The organism is Allobosea spartocytisi (assembly GCF_014764685.1).
Taxonomy (GTDB): domain Bacteria; phylum Pseudomonadota; class Alphaproteobacteria; order Rhizobiales; family Beijerinckiaceae; genus Allobosea; species Allobosea spartocytisi.
The window spans coordinates 419,135-436,697 of the sequence record NZ_JACXWY010000004.1 but is presented as its reverse complement, the minus strand read 5'-3'; the positions used below and the strand labels follow the sequence as shown (position 1 = coordinate 436,697).

Here is a 17,563-nt window from a genome sequence, read left to right as displayed (position 1 = left end):
GCCCACGGATCGACGCGCTGGTGAACTGCGCCGGCATGATCCAGCGCGGCGGCAAGGAGTTCGAGATCGACGCCTTCCGCTTGACCATCGAGGTCAACCTCACCGGCACGATGCGGATGAGCCTGGCGGCAAAGGAGAAGCTCGCGGCGACGGGGCCGGACAAGCCCGGCGGCGCCATCGTCAACACCGCCTCGATGTTGACCTTCCATGGTTCGCCCTTCGCGCCGGGCTATGCAGCCTCGAAGGGCGGCGTCGGCCAGCTCACCAAGTCGCTCGCCGCCGCCTGGGCGCCCGAAGGCATCCGGGTCAACGCCGTGGCACCGGGCTGGATCGAGACCGAACTGACCCGGCCGCTGGTCGAGGACGAGGCCCGCTCGGCCCCGATCCTCGCCCGCACGCCGATGGGCCGCTGGGGCAAGCCGGGCGATGTCGGCGGCGCCATCGCGTTTCTCGTCTCGGACGAGGCGCAGTTCATCACCGGCGCGATCCTGCCCGTCGACGGCGGTTATCTGACGCTCTAGAAAACCAGATATTTCAGCCGCTTGTGCGCCGACATTGAATCAGGTCGAGCGGCCATTGAATCAAGAACTCAATAGGGGAGACACGCCATGACCTCGACGAGTCCCATGCCGGTCACGGCCACACAGGAAGAGCGCTGGACGCCCTATCGCCATCCTCAGCCCAAGGAATCGCCGCCGGAGCTGATCGTCCCGAACGTCATCCCGACGGATGAGCGCGTCTGGGTACCGGTCGACGACAATGTCTGGTTCCGCCCCCTGCTCCTCTGCGTCTCGCGCGGCTACTGGATGAACCTGCTCAAGGTCCGCCGCGCCGGCGTGCTCTCGCGCCATCGCCACCCGCTGCCGGTGCATGGCTATGTGCTGAAGGGCAAATGGCGCTATCTGGAGCATGACTGGGTCGCGACCGAGGGCTCCTATGTCTACGAGGCGCCGGGCGAGACGCATACGCTGGTGGTCGATCCCGACGTCGAGGAGATGATCACCATGTTCCAGGTCAACGGCGCGATGATCTATGTCGATCCGGACGGCAAATGCCTGGGCTATGACGACGTCTTCACCCGCATCGACAAATGCCGGGCGCATTATGCGCAGAACGGCCTCGGCGCGGAGTATGTCGACCAGTTCATTCGGTAGGATCTAAGCCACTGACCGGCGTCATTCTCGGGCTTGACCCGAGAATCTCATGACCGAAAGGGCGCTGGTTTCCGAGATGCTCGGGTCAAGCCCGAGCATGACGCCTTTACCGCCCGAGCTTCGCCAGCTCCACCGCCGCGCGCAATTCGATGTGGGCGAGCACCTCGTCGAGGCGCGGGTCGTCGGTCGTCTCGCGCCTGAGCGCCAGCGCATTCCTGATCCGCTCCAGCTCCGAAGGCAGGACGCGCCCCGCGAGCAGCGCGGCCTTTAACCGGTCGAGCCCGTCGAGCAGGTCATGGCCGCGCCGGGCCTGGCGGCGCTTGCGCTCCTGCTGGTCTTCATCGGCCTGCACCGCCAGCAGCATGTCGAGCGGACCGGCCGCGGCGACGCCGGCGCTGCGGGCAGGCGCCTCGCTGTCGGAGGTCGGAAGCGTGAAGGACGCGCCGCCCGTGCGCCTCGCGGAACTGGCCGAGCCGGCGTTGGAGACGGGCGCGCGCTGGTCGATCCTGATCATGGCGGCCTCGCTGGAGCATCGAACCGGAATGGGGAAGCTGGTTCCCGGTGATCGGATGCGTGAACTCAACAGTTAACGAAAGCTTGCCCCGGCACGGTTAACAGCCGGTAAATCACCCGGCAGAAACTGCCGCCCCGGCAGGAACGGCCGCCCGGTCTCCCCGGCGCCAGACTGCATCGAAACTCCAAACGACTGACAAACAAGGCTTTTCGATTTTTCGCGATCTGGCACGGCGCTCGCAAGGCGAAACCGAGATTCGCTCACCAACATCGGAAGCCGCATGTTTCGCCTGCCTGTCCTGAGATTGCTGATGCGGCCGCTGGTCGGCCTGCTCGCGCTCGGCCTCAGCCTGCCGGCGCAGCCCGCCTTCGCGCTTTCCCGCATCAAGGACCTCGCCTCGGTCGAGGGCGTCCGCAGCAACCAGCTGCTCGGCTACGGCATCGTCGTCGGCCTCAACGGCACCGGCGACACCCTCAACAACACGCCCTTCACCAAGCAGTCGCTGCAGGCGATGCTGGAGCGGCTCGGCGTCAACACCCGCGGCGCCAACATGCGCACCGCCAACGTCGCCGCCGTGATGGTGACAGCCAATCTGCCGCCCTTCGCCACCCAGGGCACCCGCGTTGACGTCACCGTCTCCGCCATGGGCGATTCCAAGTCGCTTCAGGGCGGCACCCTGCTGGTGACGCCGCTGCTCGGCGCCGATGGCGAGGTCTACGCCGTCTCGCAGGGGCCGGTCGCGATCTCCGGCTTCTCGGCCGAGGGCGAGGCCAGCAAGATCACCCGCGGCGTCCCCACCGTCGGGCGCATCGCCAATGGCGGCGTGGTCGAGCGCGAGATCGACTTCGCGCTGAACAAACTCCAGACGCTGCGCCTCTCGCTGCGCAATCCGGACCTGACCACGGCGCGCCGCGTCGCCGCCGCGATCAACGATTTCATCGGCGGCGATTCCGCCGAGCCGACCGACCCCTCGACCGTCGCCCTGCAGATCCCGCCCCGCTTCAAGGGCAACATGATCAAGCTGCTCACCGACATCGAGCAGCTGCGCGTCGAGCCCGACCAGGGCGCCCGCGTCGTCATCGACGAGCGCTCCGGCATCATCGTCATGGGCAAGGACGTGCGCGTCTCCACCGTCGCGGTGGCGCAGGGCAACCTCACCGTCACGATCAGCGAGCAGCCGCAGGTTTCGCAGCCCGAGCCCTTCTCGCGCGGACAGACGGTCGTGACGCCGCGCACCAGCGTCAAGGTCGACACCGAAGGCGGCAACAAGCTCGCCCTCGTCAAGGAAAGCGTGACGCTGGCCGAGCTCGTCGACGGGCTCAATGCGCTGGGCATCGGCCCGCGCGACCTGATTTCCATCCTCCAGGCCATCAAGTCGGCGGGCGCGCTGCAGGCCGAAATCGAGGTGATGTGATGACTGCCGCTCTCGCCCTCCCCGCCGCCAATCTGGCACTCGGCGTCGCCGGCAAGGTCGTCGACGGCATTGCCAACGCGCTGGACCCGGCCAAGGCCAAGGCCAAGAAGCAGGCCGATGATTTCGAGACGATGTTCCTCGAGCAGATGACCCAGCACATGTTCACCAACATGGGCGCGGAGGGTCCGCTCGGCGAGAACGGCACGGGCGGCGACGTCTGGCGCTCGCAGCTCACCCAGCAATACGCCAAGCAGATCCAGAAATCCGGCGGCATCGGCGTCTCCGACCAGATCATGCGCGAGATGCTGAGCCTCCAGGCCCAGGCCTCGAAGGGAGCCTGACATGTCGGTGGCTGAACGCATTCTCGACGAGCGGCCGCGCGTCTCGGGCGCCGGCGACGCCCGGGCGCTGATCGAGAACGTGCTCGATGCGCTGTCCGCCCTCGCCCATCTCGTCGGCGAGGAGACCGAGCTCGTGCGCGTGGGCCGCCTGCCGGAGGCGATGACACGCGAGCCGCGCAAGGCCGAGCTCGCCGGCACCTATATGCGCGGCGTCGAGCAGGTGAAGCTCAACGCCGTGGCGCTGGCCCGCTTCGCGCCCGATCAGGTGAAGCGGCTGAAGGAAGCGCATCACGCCTTCCAGAATCTCATCGAGACCAACCAGCTGGTCCTGGCGACGGCCCGCGCCGTCTCGGAATCGGTGATCCGCGATCTCGCCGCCGACGCCAACAAGCCGATGCGCGCCAATGGCTACGGACCGGCCGCCACGGTCGGCGCGGGCGTCTTCGCGCGCCCCAATTCCGGTCCGCTGGTGGTATCGCGGCGGCTCTAGGGCCGGATGGGCCGGTCACCCCGTTCCAGGCGGCGACCAAGGGAACGGCGGCGGCGGGCCGCTGCCACGGCAACCGTCAATATTTACCTAATTTCCTAACGCCGGATTCAATCATTTCCGGCATTATCGTCAGGATCGGATTGGTGCATCCAGTCCGCGACGACGATGCCTGGCGGCGCGACGGTGCCGTTGAAAGCTCCAGAAGGAGTGCGACATGGACTTTGGCAATGCCCCGAGGGTGGCTACTCCAGCCGGCGCACCTGTCGTCGCACGCGCCGACGTCATCGCCCGGCCCGGCAGCGTCGCCGTCGAGCTCCCTCCCGAGAAGACCGTCCAGTCCGCCCCCGCCGGCGACGCCGTCCATGTCGATGTCGGCGCGCAGCAGCGCGACGCCCGCAGTCGCGCAGCCGGCGAGCAGCGCGCCTTCGCCAACGCGCAGAACGGACGCCTCGCCGACAAGACGATCGACGAGGGCGTCGAACGCAAGCTCATCATCGATCCGAAGACCCGCGCCGTCGTGCTGCAGAAGAAGGATCGCGAGACCGGCGAGACGATCTCGCAGCTCCCGGACGAGACCTTGCTGAAGCTCCGCGCCTATTCCCGCGAACTCGGCGAGCGGGCGCGCGAGGCCGAAGAGGCCCGCCACCGGATCGAGCGGACGGCCTGACGGCTCCGCCCTTCCGTTCCAATCATCATCGGCATGACGCCCGCGCCCCGCGCGGGCTTTTTTACGTAGGCACATGATCGCCAGGTCGGGAGATCGACGGCGGTTAGCGCATGCTTAACCATCGCCCGACGAGCCCCGCCTTGCATTCAATTCGCGGCGGGAAATTTACCGATTGTTACGGGCTGGCGCACCAAGGTCGCCCTGTCCTGGCCAGAACGGCCCGGGCGCCAGAAGGCATCATACCAGAAGGTAAAAACAGATGGCCGTTTCTCTCTCCTCGGGCGTTCGTTCCGCTCTCTCGTCGCTGCAGTCGACCGCCGCCCAGGCCGCCGCCTCCCAGCTCAAGCTCGCGACCGGCAAGAAGGTCAACAGCGCGGTCGACAACCCCGTCAACTACTTCACCGCCGCCTCGCTCAATGATCGTTCCAGCCAGCTCACGGGCTTGCTCGACGGCATCTCGAACGGCATCCAGACCATTCAGGCCGCCTCCAAGGGCATCGACGGCATCACCAAGCTGGTGAATTCGCTGCAGTCGACGCTGAAGCAGGCTCAGACGGATGCGGCCCAGAACCGCCCGACCAAGGCCGGCACGGCTCTCGCGACTGCATCGGAAGCCGCTCTGACCAGCAAGAGCCTGAAGGACATCGCCCTCGACAAGCGCATCGTCGATGACAACGGCGCCACTGCCAATACCGCCACGGCGACCTATGCTGGTAACGTCGGCGGCGCCACCCTGGCGGCGGGCGACGAGGCTGTCACCTCGATCTCGCTGACTTCGGGCTCGACGACCTACACCGCCAGCTTCCTCAGCACGAACAGCACCGTCCGCGACGTCGTCAATGAGATCAACAAGTCCGGCGTTGCGACCGCCTTCGTCGACGAGAAGGGCCAGCTTAACGTCAAGGGCAACGGCTCCGACAAGGTTCAGTTCGGTATCGGCACCACGACCTTCACGCCTGCGGCTGCCGGCGCGCCGACCTCTGCTGAAATCACGACGGCTGGCACCGCCTCCACGACGCTCGCCACCGGCGCCACCAGCGACAACACCGATTTCGGCTTTGCGCTGACAGACAACTCCGCTGCCGGTACCTCGATCACCTCTTCGGGCATCACGTCTGCGGTGCGTTCGAACCTGATCGACCAGTACAACGACATCCGCGACAAGATCGACGATCTCGCCAAGGACTCGAGCTTCAACGGCATCAACCTGCTGAAGGGCGACCGTCTCTCGATCCAGTTCAACGAGAAGACCGGCAAGAACCAGACCAAGCTCGACATCCAGGGCTCGGACGTCACGTCCGACAACCTCGGCATCGTCAAGGCTGGCAACACCCAGCTCACCGGCCAGGTCAACTTCCAGAACGACTCGGACCTCGACTCCGCGACCAAGGCCCTCACCGGCGCCCTGACCTCGCTGAAGTCGCTGTCCTCGACCTTCGGCGCCAACCTCTCGGTCGCCCAGACCCGTCAGGACTTCACCAAGGATCTGGCGGACACGCTGAGCACCGGCGCCGCCAACCTGGTGAACGTCGACGCGAACGCCGAAGCCGCCAACCTGCTCGCGCTGCAGACCCGTCAGCAGCTCTCGCAGACGGCTCTGTCGCTCTCGAACCAGAGCGAGCAGGCGGTTCTGCGCCTGTTCTGATCTTCGGTCCGCAGAAGCGGATCCGCCCGCAGGACGCGGGACGAAGTCAAAGAGCGGCGGAGCCTCGGCTCCGCCGTTTTTCGTTCCGGCCCGGTAACCGGATAGGCCCTGCGATTAACCTTTTGTTATCCCTAACGAGTGATGATCACCCCTGAAATCAGGTTGCATCGCGCCGGAGTCGCGCGTTCAGGGGACCGAAGATGGCCAACACGATCCTTTCCAACGGAGTGCGCAACAATCTGTTGACGCTGCAGCAGACCACGGCCCAGCAGAGCGTCATCCAGAACCGCCTCGCCACTGGCAAGAAGGTCAACTCCGCGATCGACAACCCGGTGAACTACTTCACCGCGCTGTCACTGAACGATCGCTCCAGCCAGCTCACGGGCCTGCTCGACGGCATCTCGAACGGCATCCAGACCATCCAGGCCGCCTCCAAGGGCATCGACGGCATCACCAAGCTCGTCCAGTCGCTACAATCGACGGTGAAACAGGCGCAAGCCGACGCGGCCCAGAACCGTCCGACCAAGGCCGGCACGGCCCTCGCCACCGCGACGGAAGCGGCGGTGACGAGCAAGAGCCTCAAGGACATCGCCCTCGACAAGAGGGTGGTCGACGACAACGGCGCCACCGCCAACACAGCGACGGCCACCTATTCCGGCAATGTCGGCGGCCCCGTCCTCGCCGCGGGCGACGAGGCGACGACCTCGATCACGCTGACCTCGGGCTCGACGACCTACACCGCCAGCTTCCTCAGCACGAACGCGACCGTCCGCGACGTCGTCAACGAAATCAACAAATCGGGCATCGCCACCGCCTTCGTCGACGAGAAAGGCCAGCTCAACATCAAGGGCATCGGCTCCGAGAAGGTCCAGTTCGGTATCGGCACCGCGACCTTCACCCCCGCCGCACCCGGCGCACCGACCTCGGCTGAAATCGCCGCCGCCGGAACCACAGCCCTGACCACGGCGCAGGGCGCCACCAGCGACAACCCCGATTTCGGCTTCGCGCTCACCGACAACTCCGCCGCCGGCACCACGATCACCGGCTCGAGCATCACCTCGGCGGTGCGCTCGAACCTGATCGATCAGTTCAACGACCTGCGCGACAAGATCGACGATCTCGCCAAGGATTCGAGCTTCAACGGCATCAACCTGCTCGCCGGCGACCGCCTGACGATCCAGTTCAACGAGAAGACCGGCAAGAACCAGACCAAGCTCGACATCCAGGGCTCGAACCTGACCTCGGACAATCTCGGCATTCCGAAAGCCGTCAACACGCAGCTCACCGGCTTCCTCAACTTCCAGAACGATGCCGATCTGGACAAGGCCACCCAGTCGCTTACCGGCGCCCTGACCTCGCTAAAGTCGCTGGCCTCGACGCTGGGCTCCAACCTCTCGGTCGCGCAAACCCGTCAGGACTTCACCAAGGAGCTCACCAACGTCCTCACGACCGGCGCGGGCAACCTCGTGCTGGCCGATCCGAACGAGGAAGGCGCGAGCCTGCTGGCGCTCAACACCCGTCAGCAGCTCTCGCAGACCGCGCTCTCGCTGGCGAACCAGGCCGACCAGGGCGTGCTGCGCCTGTTCGGCTGACGCCTCCGGGTTCGCTTCGTCCCTCTCCCCTCGGCCAGAAGGCAGGACAGACATGGCTCTCAAGGTCGAGCTCAAGCCGCGCGAGCGCATCATCATCGGTCAGGTGGTGATCCGCAACGACGAGCAGCGCACGCGCTTCTTCATCGAGGGCGACGCCCCGATCCTGCGCGAAAAGGACATTCTCACGGCCGCGACCGCGGACAGCCCGGCGAAGAAGATCTATTTTGCCATCCAGTTGATGTATCTCGCCCAGGATCCGACGCTTCAGCACGAGGTGTTCTTCCAGCTCGTGCGCGATTTCGTCCAGGCGGCGCCCAGCGCTCTGCCGCATATTCACGAGATCAATAACCGCATCTTAAGCGACGACCTCTACAAAGCTCTCAAGGCCGCCAAGAAACTGATCGCCTACGAAGCGGAACTGATCGAGCATGCAAAACGGGTTTAACGCCTACGCCGCCGCTGCCAAGACGGCCCAATCCGTCGTTTCACCCCGCGAACTCGAAGCCTCACTGCTGATCAAGGCCGCAACCCGGCTGCAGGCCGTCGCCGACGACTGGCAGGCCCGCGAGCACGACCTCGACGAGGCGCTGACCTATAACCGTCGGCTCTGGACCCTGCTCGTCTCGGCGGTGATCGCCGAGGACAACCCGCTGCCGGTCGGCATCAAGACCAACATCCTCGGCCTGGCGAATTTCATCTTCAACCAGACCTTCAAGCTCGCGGCCGACCCGCAGCCGCAGGGCCTCGGCATTCTCGTTAACATCAACCGCGACATCGCCGCAGGACTGCGCGGGCGCTGAGAGCGCCTGCCTCCACGGCCACGACCGGCCTCAAAACCGACGAAACCGCCGCTTCCGGCCCCGGAAGCGGCGGTTTCGTTTTGTCGCGCGACGAGGGCTCAGCGCAGGACCGACGCGGCTCAGAGATAATTCGTCAAGGTCAGCTTCGAGAGCATCGAGGTCACCTGATAGCTCGCCTGGAGCTGCGTCTGCAGGGCGAGGATCTGCGTCGCCACCTCCTCGGTGGTGACGTTCTGGACACCGGACAAGGTCGTGGTCAGGTAGTCCTTGGTGCTCTGATGGCGATCCTTGGCACGGTCTAGCGCCGTCTGGGCCGAGCCGAGCTCGGTGATGATCTCGGCCGGCTTCTGCGTCGTGCCGCCGAAGCCGAGCTTGTCGCTGACCCGCGCCGCCATCGCCTCGTAGCGCGGCTGCGAATTGGGATCGTCGGCCGGGAAGGTCTCGGCCGCCATGATCGCGAACTGGGCAAGCCCCACCTGGAACGTCTGCTCGTTCGCGCGGGCGCCGGTGCCGACGATCTGCCCCTGGTCGACCTGCACGGTCGAGGTACCGCGCGCCGGATCGGAGCCGTCATCGCCGCGATACCAGATCACGGTGGTCGCGGCCGCGCCTGCATTGGTCGGCGGCGCCGTCGCCGTGTCGAAGGGCGGGCCCGGCACGCGCTTGGGCGGATTGCTCGGGCTGCCGGCGAAGAAGTCCTGAGCCGCGACCTGAGACGAGGCGGCCGAGAGCGTGGTCTTGGCCTCCTGCCCCAGCGCGGCCGAGATCGCTGTCCTGAGATTGGCGGCCGTGGCATTGGTATCGGCGCCGATCTCGAAGCTGTTCGTGTCCGAGCCCTGCGAGCCGGTCGCGCGCGCTGTCAGCTTGATCGTGGTGGTCGTGCCGTCCGGCAGGTTGAGGCCGATGGTCACGGTCTCACCGGCCGCCGGCTGAGCGGCGACATTGATCGAGAGATCGGCGGGCGGGCCGGCGTTCAGCGTCGTCGTGATCCCGGCCGAGCTCGTCGCCGCGCTCGCCAGCTTGAACCCGTAGGGGTGGACCGTCGCCTCTTCGGAGATCGTCGCGGTCGTCCCGGCGCCTCCCGCGGTCAGCCGGCCGAGGCCGGAGCCCAGATCGGCCTGGCGCCGCTCGTCGATAAGCTGCTTCAGCCCGGCCTTGCCGGCACCGTCGCCATTCATGATCTCGTCGAAGCCCGCCACCGGCTCGACATCCGACGTCTTGCCCGAGAACAGGTAGCGGCCGTTGACGTTGGTGTTGAGCAGGTCGAGCGTCTGCTTGAACTTTTCCTGCGCGAGCACCTGCGGCGCGGTCTGGCCGGTCGAGCTCGCCAGATAGGTGTTCGAGCGCATGTCGTTGCGGCTCTCGCTCGTCATCGTCGCGAAGTTGCTGACCGCGTTCGACATGAGCTTCAGATTGGTATTGGAGAGCTGGATGCCGTCCAGCCAGGAATCGAGCGTGGTGATCTTGGCGTTGAGGTCCAGGCTGACGGTGCGGTCGGCGCCGAGCCCGCCATAGCTGGTGCTGCGCTCCTTGGTCGCGAGCTGGCGCTGCAGATCGTCGAACTGCGCGCGCTGCGAGACGAAGTCCGTGGTCCTGGCAGCGCGATAGGCGCCGGTGCCGTAGGCGTTGATGGTCATGGCAGCCTCACACTCTCATCAGCATGTCCATCATCTCCTTGACCGTGGAGATGATGCGGGCATTGGCGGCATAGGCGTTCTGGAGCTCGATGAGCTGCGACATTTCCTGGTCGACATTGACCTGCGCGGTCTGCTGGAAGCGGCTCTGGATCGAGGCCAGCGCGACCTGCTGGCCCTCGTCGAGCCGTTTCGCGTTCTCGACGGCCTGCCCCTGCGTGGAGATGACGCGCTGCACGAGATTGCCGACCGTGCTGCTGGACGTCGACGTGCCGCCGTCCAGGCCGGTCGCGTTGGTGATGGCGCGCTGGCTCTTGGTCAGGCGCTCGAGCATGAGCTGCGGGCGCGTCGCGTCGCCCTGCGCCGTCGCCGGGTTGGTGCTGTAGACCGTCAGCAGAGAGCGGTCCGCGATCAGCCCGGGATTGACCGTGATGCGTGAGGCGTAGCCGACCGTCTGCGAGCCGCCGTCATAGGAGCCGGTGAAGGCCTTGGCGGCCGAGCCGTCGACGAAGAACGGCAGCTCGGCCGTGCCGCCCGCCGATGATAGCACCGTATTGGTCGGCCGCGCCGTCAGCCCGACCACGTCGCGCGTGCCGGCCGCGCCGTCGTCGAGGATCTGCAGGGTCGAGCCGGTGTTGGAGACGGTGAAGCCGGGCCCGACCGCCGCCTGGATCTGCGCCGCGACGGAGGCCGGGCCGCCCGAGAAATCGATGCCGACGACGCGGTTGTTGGCGTCGCCGCCCGCCGAGGCGGGCAGCGGCAGCGAAGCCGCGGAATCCACCCTGACGAAGGTGAAACGCTGGGTCTGCCCGCCGGGCGTGACCTTGTAGTCGAGCGTGATCGCGTTGCCCGCCTGGAGACCGGTCATATCGACGTCGAAGCCGCTCGCAGCGCCCGCCGTCGCGGGCGTGCCCGCGATCTCGCGGTCGGAGAGCGCCTTCGACATCTGGGCGGCGATCTCGTCGAGCTGGGCCTGGGCCTGTACCAGCGACTTGTCGCGCAGCTCGATATTGGCGGCGATCGAGCCCGACCTGAACACGTTGTTGGCGATCGCGTCCGACATGTTGCCGGAGGCGTCCTTCATCGTGACCGTGCCGACGCCGCGCTTCGTCGGATCGGAACTCCACTGATCGCCGGGCTGGAGATCGGAATGCTGGTCGAAGCTGAAGGTGACCGCGGCCTGGCCGTCGAAGAGCTGCGTGCCCGAGCCGGTGACCACGCTGACCGAACCGCGCGCATCCTCGGTCGTCTTGATGTCGACATATTGCGACAGCTCGGACAGGATCAGGTCGCGCTGGTCCTTGAGGGCTGCCGTCGCGTTGTCGTGCGGGGCGGCGACGACGCGGGCATTGACCTTGGTCAGCGCGCCGAGCAGGTCGTTGACCCGGGTCACGGAGGCGCCGATGCCGGCCTCGGCCTGGCTGCGCAAGGCCTGCACGCCATCGGACAGCCCGTTGAGCCGCTTCGCCAGCGTGTTGGCGGCGTCGAGCACCTGCGAGCGCAGGCTGTAGGACGACGGATCGTTCTGCAGGCCCTGCAGGGCGCTGGTGAAGTTGTTGTAAATCGTATCGAGCGCCGTCGAGCTGCCCGGCGCGCCATAGAGCTGGTCGAGATTGGAGAGCGCGCCCGCGCGGGTGGAGGTGTATCCGGACCCCGCCGATTCCTGCCAGAGCTGGCTTTGGACGATCGTGTCCAGCAAGCGCTGCACCTGCGTGCTCTGCACGCCGATGGTCAGCCCCGACAGGCTGTCGGTGTTCGAGACGACGCGGCGGACATAGCCGGCCGTCCCGGCATTGGCGACGTTCTGCGAGACGACGCCGATGCCGACCTGGGTGGCGTTGAGCCCGCCGATCGCCGTATTGAGGGAGGTGCTCAGCCCCATCGTCAACTCCTGTCGTTATCGGCGGCCCTCCTGGACCGCCTTCGCGGACGTGCCGGTCAGCGGATGATGTTGAACACCGCGGTCAGCATCTCCTGCGCGGTGCTGATGACCTTGGTGTTGGCCGAATAGGCCTGCTGGGTGACGATCATCTTCGAGAACTCGTCGGCGATGTCGGTGTTGGATTGCTCCACGCTGCCGCCCACGAGCTGCGAGGTCCCCAGCCCGACGATCGGCGGACCCGACTCGATCGTCTCCTCATAGGCACCGCCGTCGAGGCGCTTGAGTGCGTTGTCGGCGTTGAAGCGCGACACCGCGATCTGTGCCATCGCGACGACCTGGCCGTTCGAGAAGGTGCCGATGACCTGGCCCTCGGCCGAGACCGAGACGCGGTCGAGCGTGCCGGCCGTGTAGCCATCCTGCCGGATGCTGCGGGCATCGATCTGGCCGCTGACGTCGCCGTTTTGGGTCAGGGCGGTGCCGCCATCGGTCGTGAGCTGGATGCCGGTGATCGCGTTGCCCCCGATCGTCATGTTCGGCAGCGGAATGGTGCCGCCGGCAGGCAGCGCCATCTTGCCGGTCGCATCGAAGGTCACGTTCACATTGGCGTTGCGATAGGCCACGGCGCCGCCGGTCGCGCCCGTATTTTCAGCGACGAAGAGGTTCCAGGTGTCGACCGTGGCCGGCGGACCGGCGGAGGCATTCGTCGTCTTGGCCCAGCGCAGCTCGACATTGGTCGCCTTGCCGAGCGAGTCGTAGACCGTGACCGAGCCGCCGGGAATCGACTGGCTGAGGAAGCTGGTGATCTCGCTGCCGACGACGAGGCCGGTGCCGGCCGGTGTGGCGAGCGGATTGCTCGTGGGGAAGCTCGCCGGGTTCAGCAGTTCGGAGCCGGGAACGGTGCTGTCGGCAGTGTTGGTCTTCGGATAGGCGGGGATGTTGGCGCTGTACTCGATGGAGGTCGTGGCCTTGGCCGGGAACTGGTCCTTGGTGATCCGCAGGACCTCCGGCTGGGTGCCGATGAGCTGGCCCGTCACCGGGTCGATCTTCTGGCCCTTGAGATAGTAGCCCGCGCCGTTGACCAGATAGCCATTGGCGTCGAAGTCGAAATCGCCGCGGCGAGTGTAGAGGTTCTGGTTGGCGAACAGGGTGTTGGCGCCGACGCCGCTCTTGCGCTGATCGACCACGAAGAAGCCGTCGCCGTTGATCGCGACGTTGGTGTCGATCCGCGTGGCGTTGAGATCGCCCTGGATCGAGTTGGTCGCCTGGCTGAAGGCGGCGACCGAGCCGGCGGTCTGGCGGTTCAGCGCGGAATCCGGCACCAGGTCGGCGAAGGTCGTATCGACCCGCTTGTAGCCGGTCGTCCGCGAGTTCGCGATGTTGCCGGAAATGTTCTCCAGCGCATAGGACTGCGCCTGCATGCCCGAAACCGCTGTCGTCAGCGCACTGAAAACACCCATGGAACCCTCGCCTGGACCGGCATGCCCCTTGGGGGCAGCCCACAACTCTCGGCGAAGTCTGCACGCGCCATGCCACCGGCATGGTCGTTTCATTTCAGTGAGTTAGATCGTTTACAAGAGGTTTCGTGGCAGTCCGCGCCGGGCAGAAACGCCTACCCCCGGCAGATTCTGCCGGGTCTATTCCGCCTCTGCCTTGCTGCCGCGCCAGGAGGCGAGATCGCCCGCGACGTCCGACAGCGTTGGCGGCGTGGCCTCGACGAAGGGTAGCGGACGGCAGACCGCGAGCGCTGCGAGCCCGATCCGGGCGGTCAGCATGCCGTTGATGACACCTTCGCCGAGCTTGGCGGAAAGGCGCGCCGCGAGCCCCTGCCCCAGCACCTGCTGGATCACCGCATCGCCCGCCGCCATGCCGCCGGTCAGCACGAGATGGTTGAGCACTTGCCGCGCCAGCCTGAACAGGCCGAGCGTGCCGGGCCGCCCGGCATAAATGCTGGCGATGGCACGCAGCAGCCGCGCACAGGCGACGAGGACGAAGAGCACGTCGACGAGCGCGCGCGGGCTCACCGCCGTGACCAGCGAAACCCTGCGCGCCGCGATCGCGATCTGCGCCTTTGCCTGGGCGTCGAGTGGCGCGAGCAGACTGCGCTCGGCCACGGTCAGCACGTCGCGCGGCGCGAAAAGCTGCGGCATAGCCTCTTCGAGCTCGCCCCGGCCCTTCGCCGTCTGCGCCCGGCCCTTGTAGAGGCCGATGAGTTCGCCGGCGAGCGCCTTGGCATCGTCCGTCGTCCCGCCGACGAGCAGATCCGCACCGCGCTGGCGCAGCGACTCGACCTTGCGCTCGCGCAGGATGTCGCGCAGCACCCGCAGCAGCATCACCAGCAAGGCAAAGGCCGCGATGGCTGCGCAGACGAGCGCGGCATAGCCGAGCGCCGGGTTCTGGCTCATCAGCGCCGAGATCGTGTTCTGGACCCAGACACCGGCGGCCAGCGCCAGGAAGCCGGACAGGCCGGCAACGAAGAGCGAGCCCCAGGAAAAAGCTCGTTTCGCCACCGGCACGGCCGCCGGCTCGGCCGCATCGACCGGTTCGCTCTCGGGCAGGATGGCGACATCGCCCTGCCGGATCACGCCGTCATCGACGTCCACCTCATGCGCAGCCTTCTCGCCCAGAAGGATCGCTCGCGGTGCCTTCGTCATCGCCGCGCCCTCCTCAGGCCAGCTTGTCGCCGATCAGGAATTCGAGCGCCCGGTCGAAGCGGATCTGCGGCGGCGGCTTCAGCCGCCCGCCCGCATCCGCCTCGACCAGCGGCGGGCGGAAGCGCGGCGCCCTGATCTGCCAACGCGCCTTCGGGTCGAAGATCGCGTCGGGCCGCTCCGGCAATTCGCCGGGAAAGATCGCAGCCTCCGTGATGCCGTCGAAGACCTTCCCGTCGATCTCCTCGCCCGCCTCCGGCACGCCGGCGATGGCCGGCAATTCCTCGCGCCCCTGCCGGATGCGCACCTCATGGGTCGCCCTGACGGCGGCCAGCGCCATCGCCTCGACCTGCGCGCCCGCACCCTGCGCTCGCGTCAACGCCCGCGAGACCAGGAGCGACATCACAGCTGCGAGCCGGTCATGGCTGGAATGATGGATATGGTCGGCCTTGGTCGCGGCGAAGAGCACGCGCTCGATGCGCGGCGCGAACAGGCTGGAGAGCCAGGAATTGCGCCCGACCGAGAAGGCCGCGAGCGCCTGCCCCAGCGCAGTTTCGAGATCGGCCAGCGCCGGCGCCCCGGCATCGAGCGCCGCCAGCACGTCCACCAGCACGATCTGCCGGTCCAGCCTCGCGAAATGGTCGCGGAAGAAGGGCGTGACCACCACGCGCTTATAGGCCTCGAAGCGCTCCGCCATCAGCCCGGCCAGCGTATCGGGCCGGGGCTCGCGATCATGGCCGAGATCGAGCGGGGCGAAAGTCAGCGCCGGCGAGCCCTCGAGATCGCCCGGCATCAGGAACCGGCCGGGCGGCGTCACCGCCACCGCCTCGGGGTCGGCCCGGAGCCGCGCCAGATAGCTCTTGAAGCGCTCGCTCGCCGCTTCGGCCGCGAGTTCGTCGGCAGGCCCTTCCGGATCGCATCCGGCGAGATCGGCGAGCCATTCGGCTGCGGCCGCGCGGCGGTGGGCCTTGCGCGCATCCGCCACGGCTTGCGCCGACCAGCTCTTGTAGTCCTGTCCGATCAAGGCGAGGTCGAGCAGCCATTCGCCGGGATAATCGACGATGTCGAGCGTCAGCGTCGCCGGCCCCTTGAACCAGCCGGAGGCCCGCTCATAGTCGATCTCGACGCGCAGCTCCGAGATGCGCCGCGTCGAGTCCGGCCAGCGCCGCTCCGCCCCGTTCATCGCCGCGCGATGCGCCTCATAGGGAAAGCGCGGCACGTCGGGGTCGGGCTGCGGCACCAGCCGCACGCGGGCGATCCGTCCTTCCGACGCCGCCTTCAGCACCGGCAGCCGCGCCCCTTCGATCAGGTTCTGGATCAGGGCGGTGGTGAAGACGGTCTTGCCAGAACGCGACAGCCCGGTGACGCCGAGCCGCAGGCGCGGCCGCGCGAGCCCGAGCAGGCTGTCGCCGAAGGCCAGCGCCGCATTGCGGGCCGTATCGATGTAGGAGGTATCGCTCACGATGCGACGACGTTCATTCGTCGGGGCCTTCGCCCAGCGACGCGGGAGTGACGAAGCGGTCGAGCCGCCCGCCCCGCTCCGCCACATCGCGCCAATCCTCGATGGCGAAATCGATCACCGCGAGGCCTGCCGTCGGATATTTCTGGCTCATCCGCGCCGCCGCATAGCGGTCGCCATGCCCGGCCAAACGCCGCGCCAGCTCCTCGAATCCGGGATTGTGGCCGATCATCAGCAGCGTCCTGACCGAGGGCTCCGTCTCCTGCACGACATAGAGCAGCGCCCCGGGTTTGGCCTCGTAGATACGCGGTTCGTACTGCGTCGCCGGCTTCTCCGGCAGCATCGGCGCGACCAGCTCCCAGGTCTCGACCGTGCGCTTGGCCGGCGAGATCAGCACGAGGTCCGGCAGCAGCAGCTCGTCGGCGAGATAGCGCCCCATCACCGGAGCCGCCTCGCGCCCCCGCGGAGCGAGCGGCCTGTCCCGATCGGCCACGCCGGTGGGCCAGTTCGATTTCGCATGGCGCAGAAGCATGAGGCGTCGCATCCGACGAACCTAATCGCGGGCATCCGCTTTTGCGAGCCCTTGCGTCGCCGGGAACGCCGATGTCAGCAGCCCGAACAGCCGGGCCGCGTGCCTGTCGAGGAAAGCTTGCCGGTTGCCTTCCGCCAGGAAATCCAGTGCGCCATCGATCAGCAGCGTCGAGAAGCCATGCACTGCCGACCAGGCCAGCAGGACCTCGGGCAGCTCGGGATCGAGGGCGTCAGCGCTGGGTTTCCCGTCCGGAAGCTGAAGCGGCGGCAGGCCGCGGCTCAGCCGCACCTCACGGACCAGGATGGCGAAAGCCCGTGTCGAGGCGGCCCGGAAGGCAGGGTCCTCCCTGTCTATTCCGCGCTGGCCGAAGACGACCCGGAAGCGCCCTGGATTGGCGAGCGCCGTTTCGACATAGGCCCGCGCGATCGCGGCGAGCCGGCTGGTCCCCGCCTCCTGCGCCGCCGCGACCGCGGCCTCCATCGCCGTCGAGAGATCGTCGAAGCCCAGCGTCGCGATCGCCGTCAGCAGGCCGGTGAGATTGCCGAAATGATGCGCGGGAGCCGCCGGCGACACCCCGGCCCGCCGGGCGCATTCGCGCAAGGTAAAGCCGCCGAGCCCGCGCTCGGCCAGGACCTCCTCCGCGGCCGCGATCATCGCCTGCCGCAAGGCGCCATGGTGATAATGCTCGCGCATGGCCCGGGGCGTCGCTTCGGCCATCGGCAACTCCACCAATCCTAACACCGTCAAAATCATCTTGACGGCGTCAAGATAGCGAGTCAGAACCGTCCCGC

18 protein-coding genes are annotated in these 17,563 nt (G+C 67.2%); 10 read left to right on the top strand and 8 right to left on the bottom strand.

Going from position 1 to position 17,563, the window contains the following annotated elements; translation table 11 throughout:
• Positions 1-521, top strand: a 521-nt coding sequence (locus IED13_RS09610; RefSeq protein WP_191124021.1) for an SDR family NAD(P)-dependent oxidoreductase, incomplete at its 5' end; no start/stop codon positions are given.
• An 87-nt stretch (positions 522-608) separates the two neighbouring features.
• A complete protein-coding gene (locus IED13_RS09605) occupies positions 609-1,154 on the top strand; it encodes a 2,4'-dihydroxyacetophenone dioxygenase family protein (protein WP_248312503.1) in 546 nt (181 codons plus the stop codon).
• A 106-nt stretch (positions 1,155-1,260) separates the two neighbouring features.
• Here the strand turns inward: IED13_RS09605 and IED13_RS09600 are convergent, their stop codons facing one another.
• The gene (locus tag IED13_RS09600) at positions 1,261-1,668 is read right to left on the bottom strand and encodes a flagellar assembly protein FliX (protein ID WP_081925087.1); all 408 of its coding nucleotides are present in this window, start codon (positions 1,666-1,668) and stop codon (positions 1,261-1,263) included.
• Positions 1,669-1,948: 280 nt separating this feature from the next.
• On the opposite strand from IED13_RS09600, the gene IED13_RS09595 reads away from it, so the two are divergent.
• The 8 genes from IED13_RS09595 (at position 1,949) to flaF (ending at position 8,617) form a co-directional block, all read left to right on the top strand.
• Positions 1,949-3,082, top strand: a complete 1,134-nt coding sequence (locus IED13_RS09595) for a flagellar basal body P-ring protein FlgI (protein ID WP_191124020.1) — start codon at positions 1,949-1,951, stop codon at positions 3,080-3,082.
• Positions 3,082-3,423 carry a rod-binding protein gene (locus tag IED13_RS09590; protein WP_038358668.1) on the top strand — a complete coding sequence of 114 codons (342 nt, stop codon included), beginning with the start codon at positions 3,082-3,084 and terminating at the stop codon, positions 3,421-3,423. Before IED13_RS09595 ends, IED13_RS09590 begins: the two co-directional genes overlap by 1 nt.
• Position 3,424: 1 nt before the next feature.
• A complete protein-coding gene (locus IED13_RS09585) occupies positions 3,425-3,913 on the top strand; it encodes a hypothetical protein (protein WP_038358670.1) in 489 nt (162 codons plus the stop codon).
• A 214-nt stretch (positions 3,914-4,127) separates the two neighbouring features.
• Positions 4,128-4,580, top strand: a complete 453-nt coding sequence (locus IED13_RS09580) for a FlaG family protein (protein ID WP_191124019.1) — start codon at positions 4,128-4,130, stop codon at positions 4,578-4,580.
• A 259-nt stretch (positions 4,581-4,839) separates the two neighbouring features.
• Positions 4,840-6,225: a flagellin N-terminal helical domain-containing protein gene (locus IED13_RS09575; protein WP_191124018.1), complete on the top strand. Its 1,386-nt coding sequence runs from the start codon at positions 4,840-4,842 to the stop codon at positions 6,223-6,225.
• 200 nt (positions 6,226-6,425) lie between these two features.
• The gene (locus tag IED13_RS09570) at positions 6,426-7,817 is read left to right on the top strand and encodes a flagellin N-terminal helical domain-containing protein (protein WP_191124017.1); all 1,392 of its coding nucleotides are present in this window, start codon (positions 6,426-6,428) and stop codon (positions 7,815-7,817) included.
• Between the two features lie 52 nt (positions 7,818-7,869).
• Entirely contained in the window at positions 7,870-8,262 is a 393-nt protein-coding gene (flbT, locus tag IED13_RS09565; protein WP_191124016.1) for a flagellar biosynthesis repressor FlbT, read from the top strand.
• The gene (gene flaF, locus IED13_RS09560; protein WP_113255129.1) at positions 8,246-8,617 is read left to right on the top strand and encodes a flagellar biosynthesis regulator FlaF; all 372 of its coding nucleotides are present in this window, start codon (positions 8,246-8,248) and stop codon (positions 8,615-8,617) included. Before flbT ends, flaF begins: the two co-directional genes overlap by 17 nt.
• Before the next feature lie 119 nt (positions 8,618-8,736).
• On the opposite strand, the gene IED13_RS09555 is transcribed toward flaF, so the two are convergent.
• From IED13_RS09555 to IED13_RS09525, 7 genes are all read right to left on the bottom strand, one after another.
• Positions 8,737-10,254 carry a flagellin gene (locus IED13_RS09555; RefSeq protein ID WP_191124015.1) on the bottom strand — a complete coding sequence of 506 codons (1,518 nt, stop codon included), beginning with the start codon at positions 10,252-10,254 and terminating at the stop codon, positions 8,737-8,739.
• A gap of 7 nt (positions 10,255-10,261) precedes the next feature.
• On the bottom strand, positions 10,262-12,133 hold the full coding sequence (flgK, locus tag IED13_RS09550) for a flagellar hook-associated protein FlgK (protein ID WP_191124014.1): 1,872 nt from the start codon (positions 12,131-12,133) through the stop codon (positions 10,262-10,264).
• Positions 12,134-12,189: 56 nt separating this feature from the next.
• Positions 12,190-13,590, bottom strand: coding sequence for a flagellar hook protein FlgE (locus tag IED13_RS09545; protein ID WP_112763938.1), 1,401 nt, complete (start codon positions 13,588-13,590; stop codon positions 12,190-12,192).
• A 177-nt stretch (positions 13,591-13,767) separates the two neighbouring features.
• Entirely contained in the window at positions 13,768-14,784 is a 1,017-nt protein-coding gene (locus tag IED13_RS09540; protein ID WP_191124013.1) for a YcjF family protein, read from the bottom strand.
• Between the two features lie 13 nt (positions 14,785-14,797).
• Entirely contained in the window at positions 14,798-16,243 is a 1,446-nt protein-coding gene (locus IED13_RS09535; protein ID WP_404801885.1) for a YcjX family GTP-binding protein, read from the bottom strand.
• A gap of 13 nt (positions 16,244-16,256) precedes the next feature.
• On the bottom strand, positions 16,257-16,772 hold the full coding sequence (locus IED13_RS09530; RefSeq protein WP_248312502.1) for a SixA phosphatase family protein: 516 nt from the start codon (positions 16,770-16,772) through the stop codon (positions 16,257-16,259).
• A gap of 21 nt (positions 16,773-16,793) precedes the next feature.
• Positions 16,794-17,489, bottom strand: a complete 696-nt coding sequence (locus tag IED13_RS09525) for a TetR/AcrR family transcriptional regulator (RefSeq protein WP_191124011.1) — start codon at positions 17,487-17,489, stop codon at positions 16,794-16,796.
• Positions 17,490-17,563 lie beyond the last annotated feature (74 nt).

Excerpts from the sequence above, each read along its gene's own strand:
- IED13_RS09605 (WP_248312503.1), top strand. The coding sequence starts at position 609 with ATGACCTCGACGAGTCCCATGCCGGTCACGGCCACACAGGAAGAGCGC.
- IED13_RS09600 (WP_081925087.1), bottom strand. The coding sequence starts at position 1,668 with ATGATCAGGATCGACCAGCGCGCGCCCGTCTCCAACGCCGGCTCGGCC.
- IED13_RS09595 (WP_191124020.1), top strand. The coding sequence starts at position 1,949 with ATGTTTCGCCTGCCTGTCCTGAGATTGCTGATGCGGCCGCTGGTCGGC.
- IED13_RS09590 (WP_038358668.1), top strand. The coding sequence starts at position 3,082 with ATGACTGCCGCTCTCGCCCTCCCCGCCGCCAATCTGGCACTCGGCGTC.
- IED13_RS09585 (WP_038358670.1), top strand. The coding sequence starts at position 3,425 with ATGTCGGTGGCTGAACGCATTCTCGACGAGCGGCCGCGCGTCTCGGGC.
- IED13_RS09580 (WP_191124019.1), top strand. The coding sequence starts at position 4,128 with ATGGACTTTGGCAATGCCCCGAGGGTGGCTACTCCAGCCGGCGCACCT.
- IED13_RS09575 (WP_191124018.1), top strand. The coding sequence starts at position 4,840 with ATGGCCGTTTCTCTCTCCTCGGGCGTTCGTTCCGCTCTCTCGTCGCTG.
- IED13_RS09570 (WP_191124017.1), top strand. The coding sequence starts at position 6,426 with ATGGCCAACACGATCCTTTCCAACGGAGTGCGCAACAATCTGTTGACG.
- flbT (WP_191124016.1), top strand. The coding sequence starts at position 7,870 with ATGGCTCTCAAGGTCGAGCTCAAGCCGCGCGAGCGCATCATCATCGGT.
- flaF (WP_113255129.1), top strand. The coding sequence starts at position 8,246 with ATGCAAAACGGGTTTAACGCCTACGCCGCCGCTGCCAAGACGGCCCAA.
- IED13_RS09555 (WP_191124015.1), bottom strand. The coding sequence starts at position 10,254 with ATGACCATCAACGCCTACGGCACCGGCGCCTATCGCGCTGCCAGGACC.
- flgK (WP_191124014.1), bottom strand. The coding sequence starts at position 12,133 with ATGGGGCTGAGCACCTCCCTCAATACGGCGATCGGCGGGCTCAACGCC.
- IED13_RS09545 (WP_112763938.1), bottom strand. The coding sequence starts at position 13,590 with ATGGGTGTTTTCAGTGCGCTGACGACAGCGGTTTCGGGCATGCAGGCG.
- IED13_RS09540 (WP_191124013.1), bottom strand. The coding sequence starts at position 14,784 with ATGACGAAGGCACCGCGAGCGATCCTTCTGGGCGAGAAGGCTGCGCAT.
- IED13_RS09530 (WP_248312502.1), bottom strand. The coding sequence starts at position 16,772 with ATGCTTCTGCGCCATGCGAAATCGAACTGGCCCACCGGCGTGGCCGAT.
- IED13_RS09525 (WP_191124011.1), bottom strand. The coding sequence starts at position 17,489 with ATGGCCGAAGCGACGCCCCGGGCCATGCGCGAGCATTATCACCATGGC.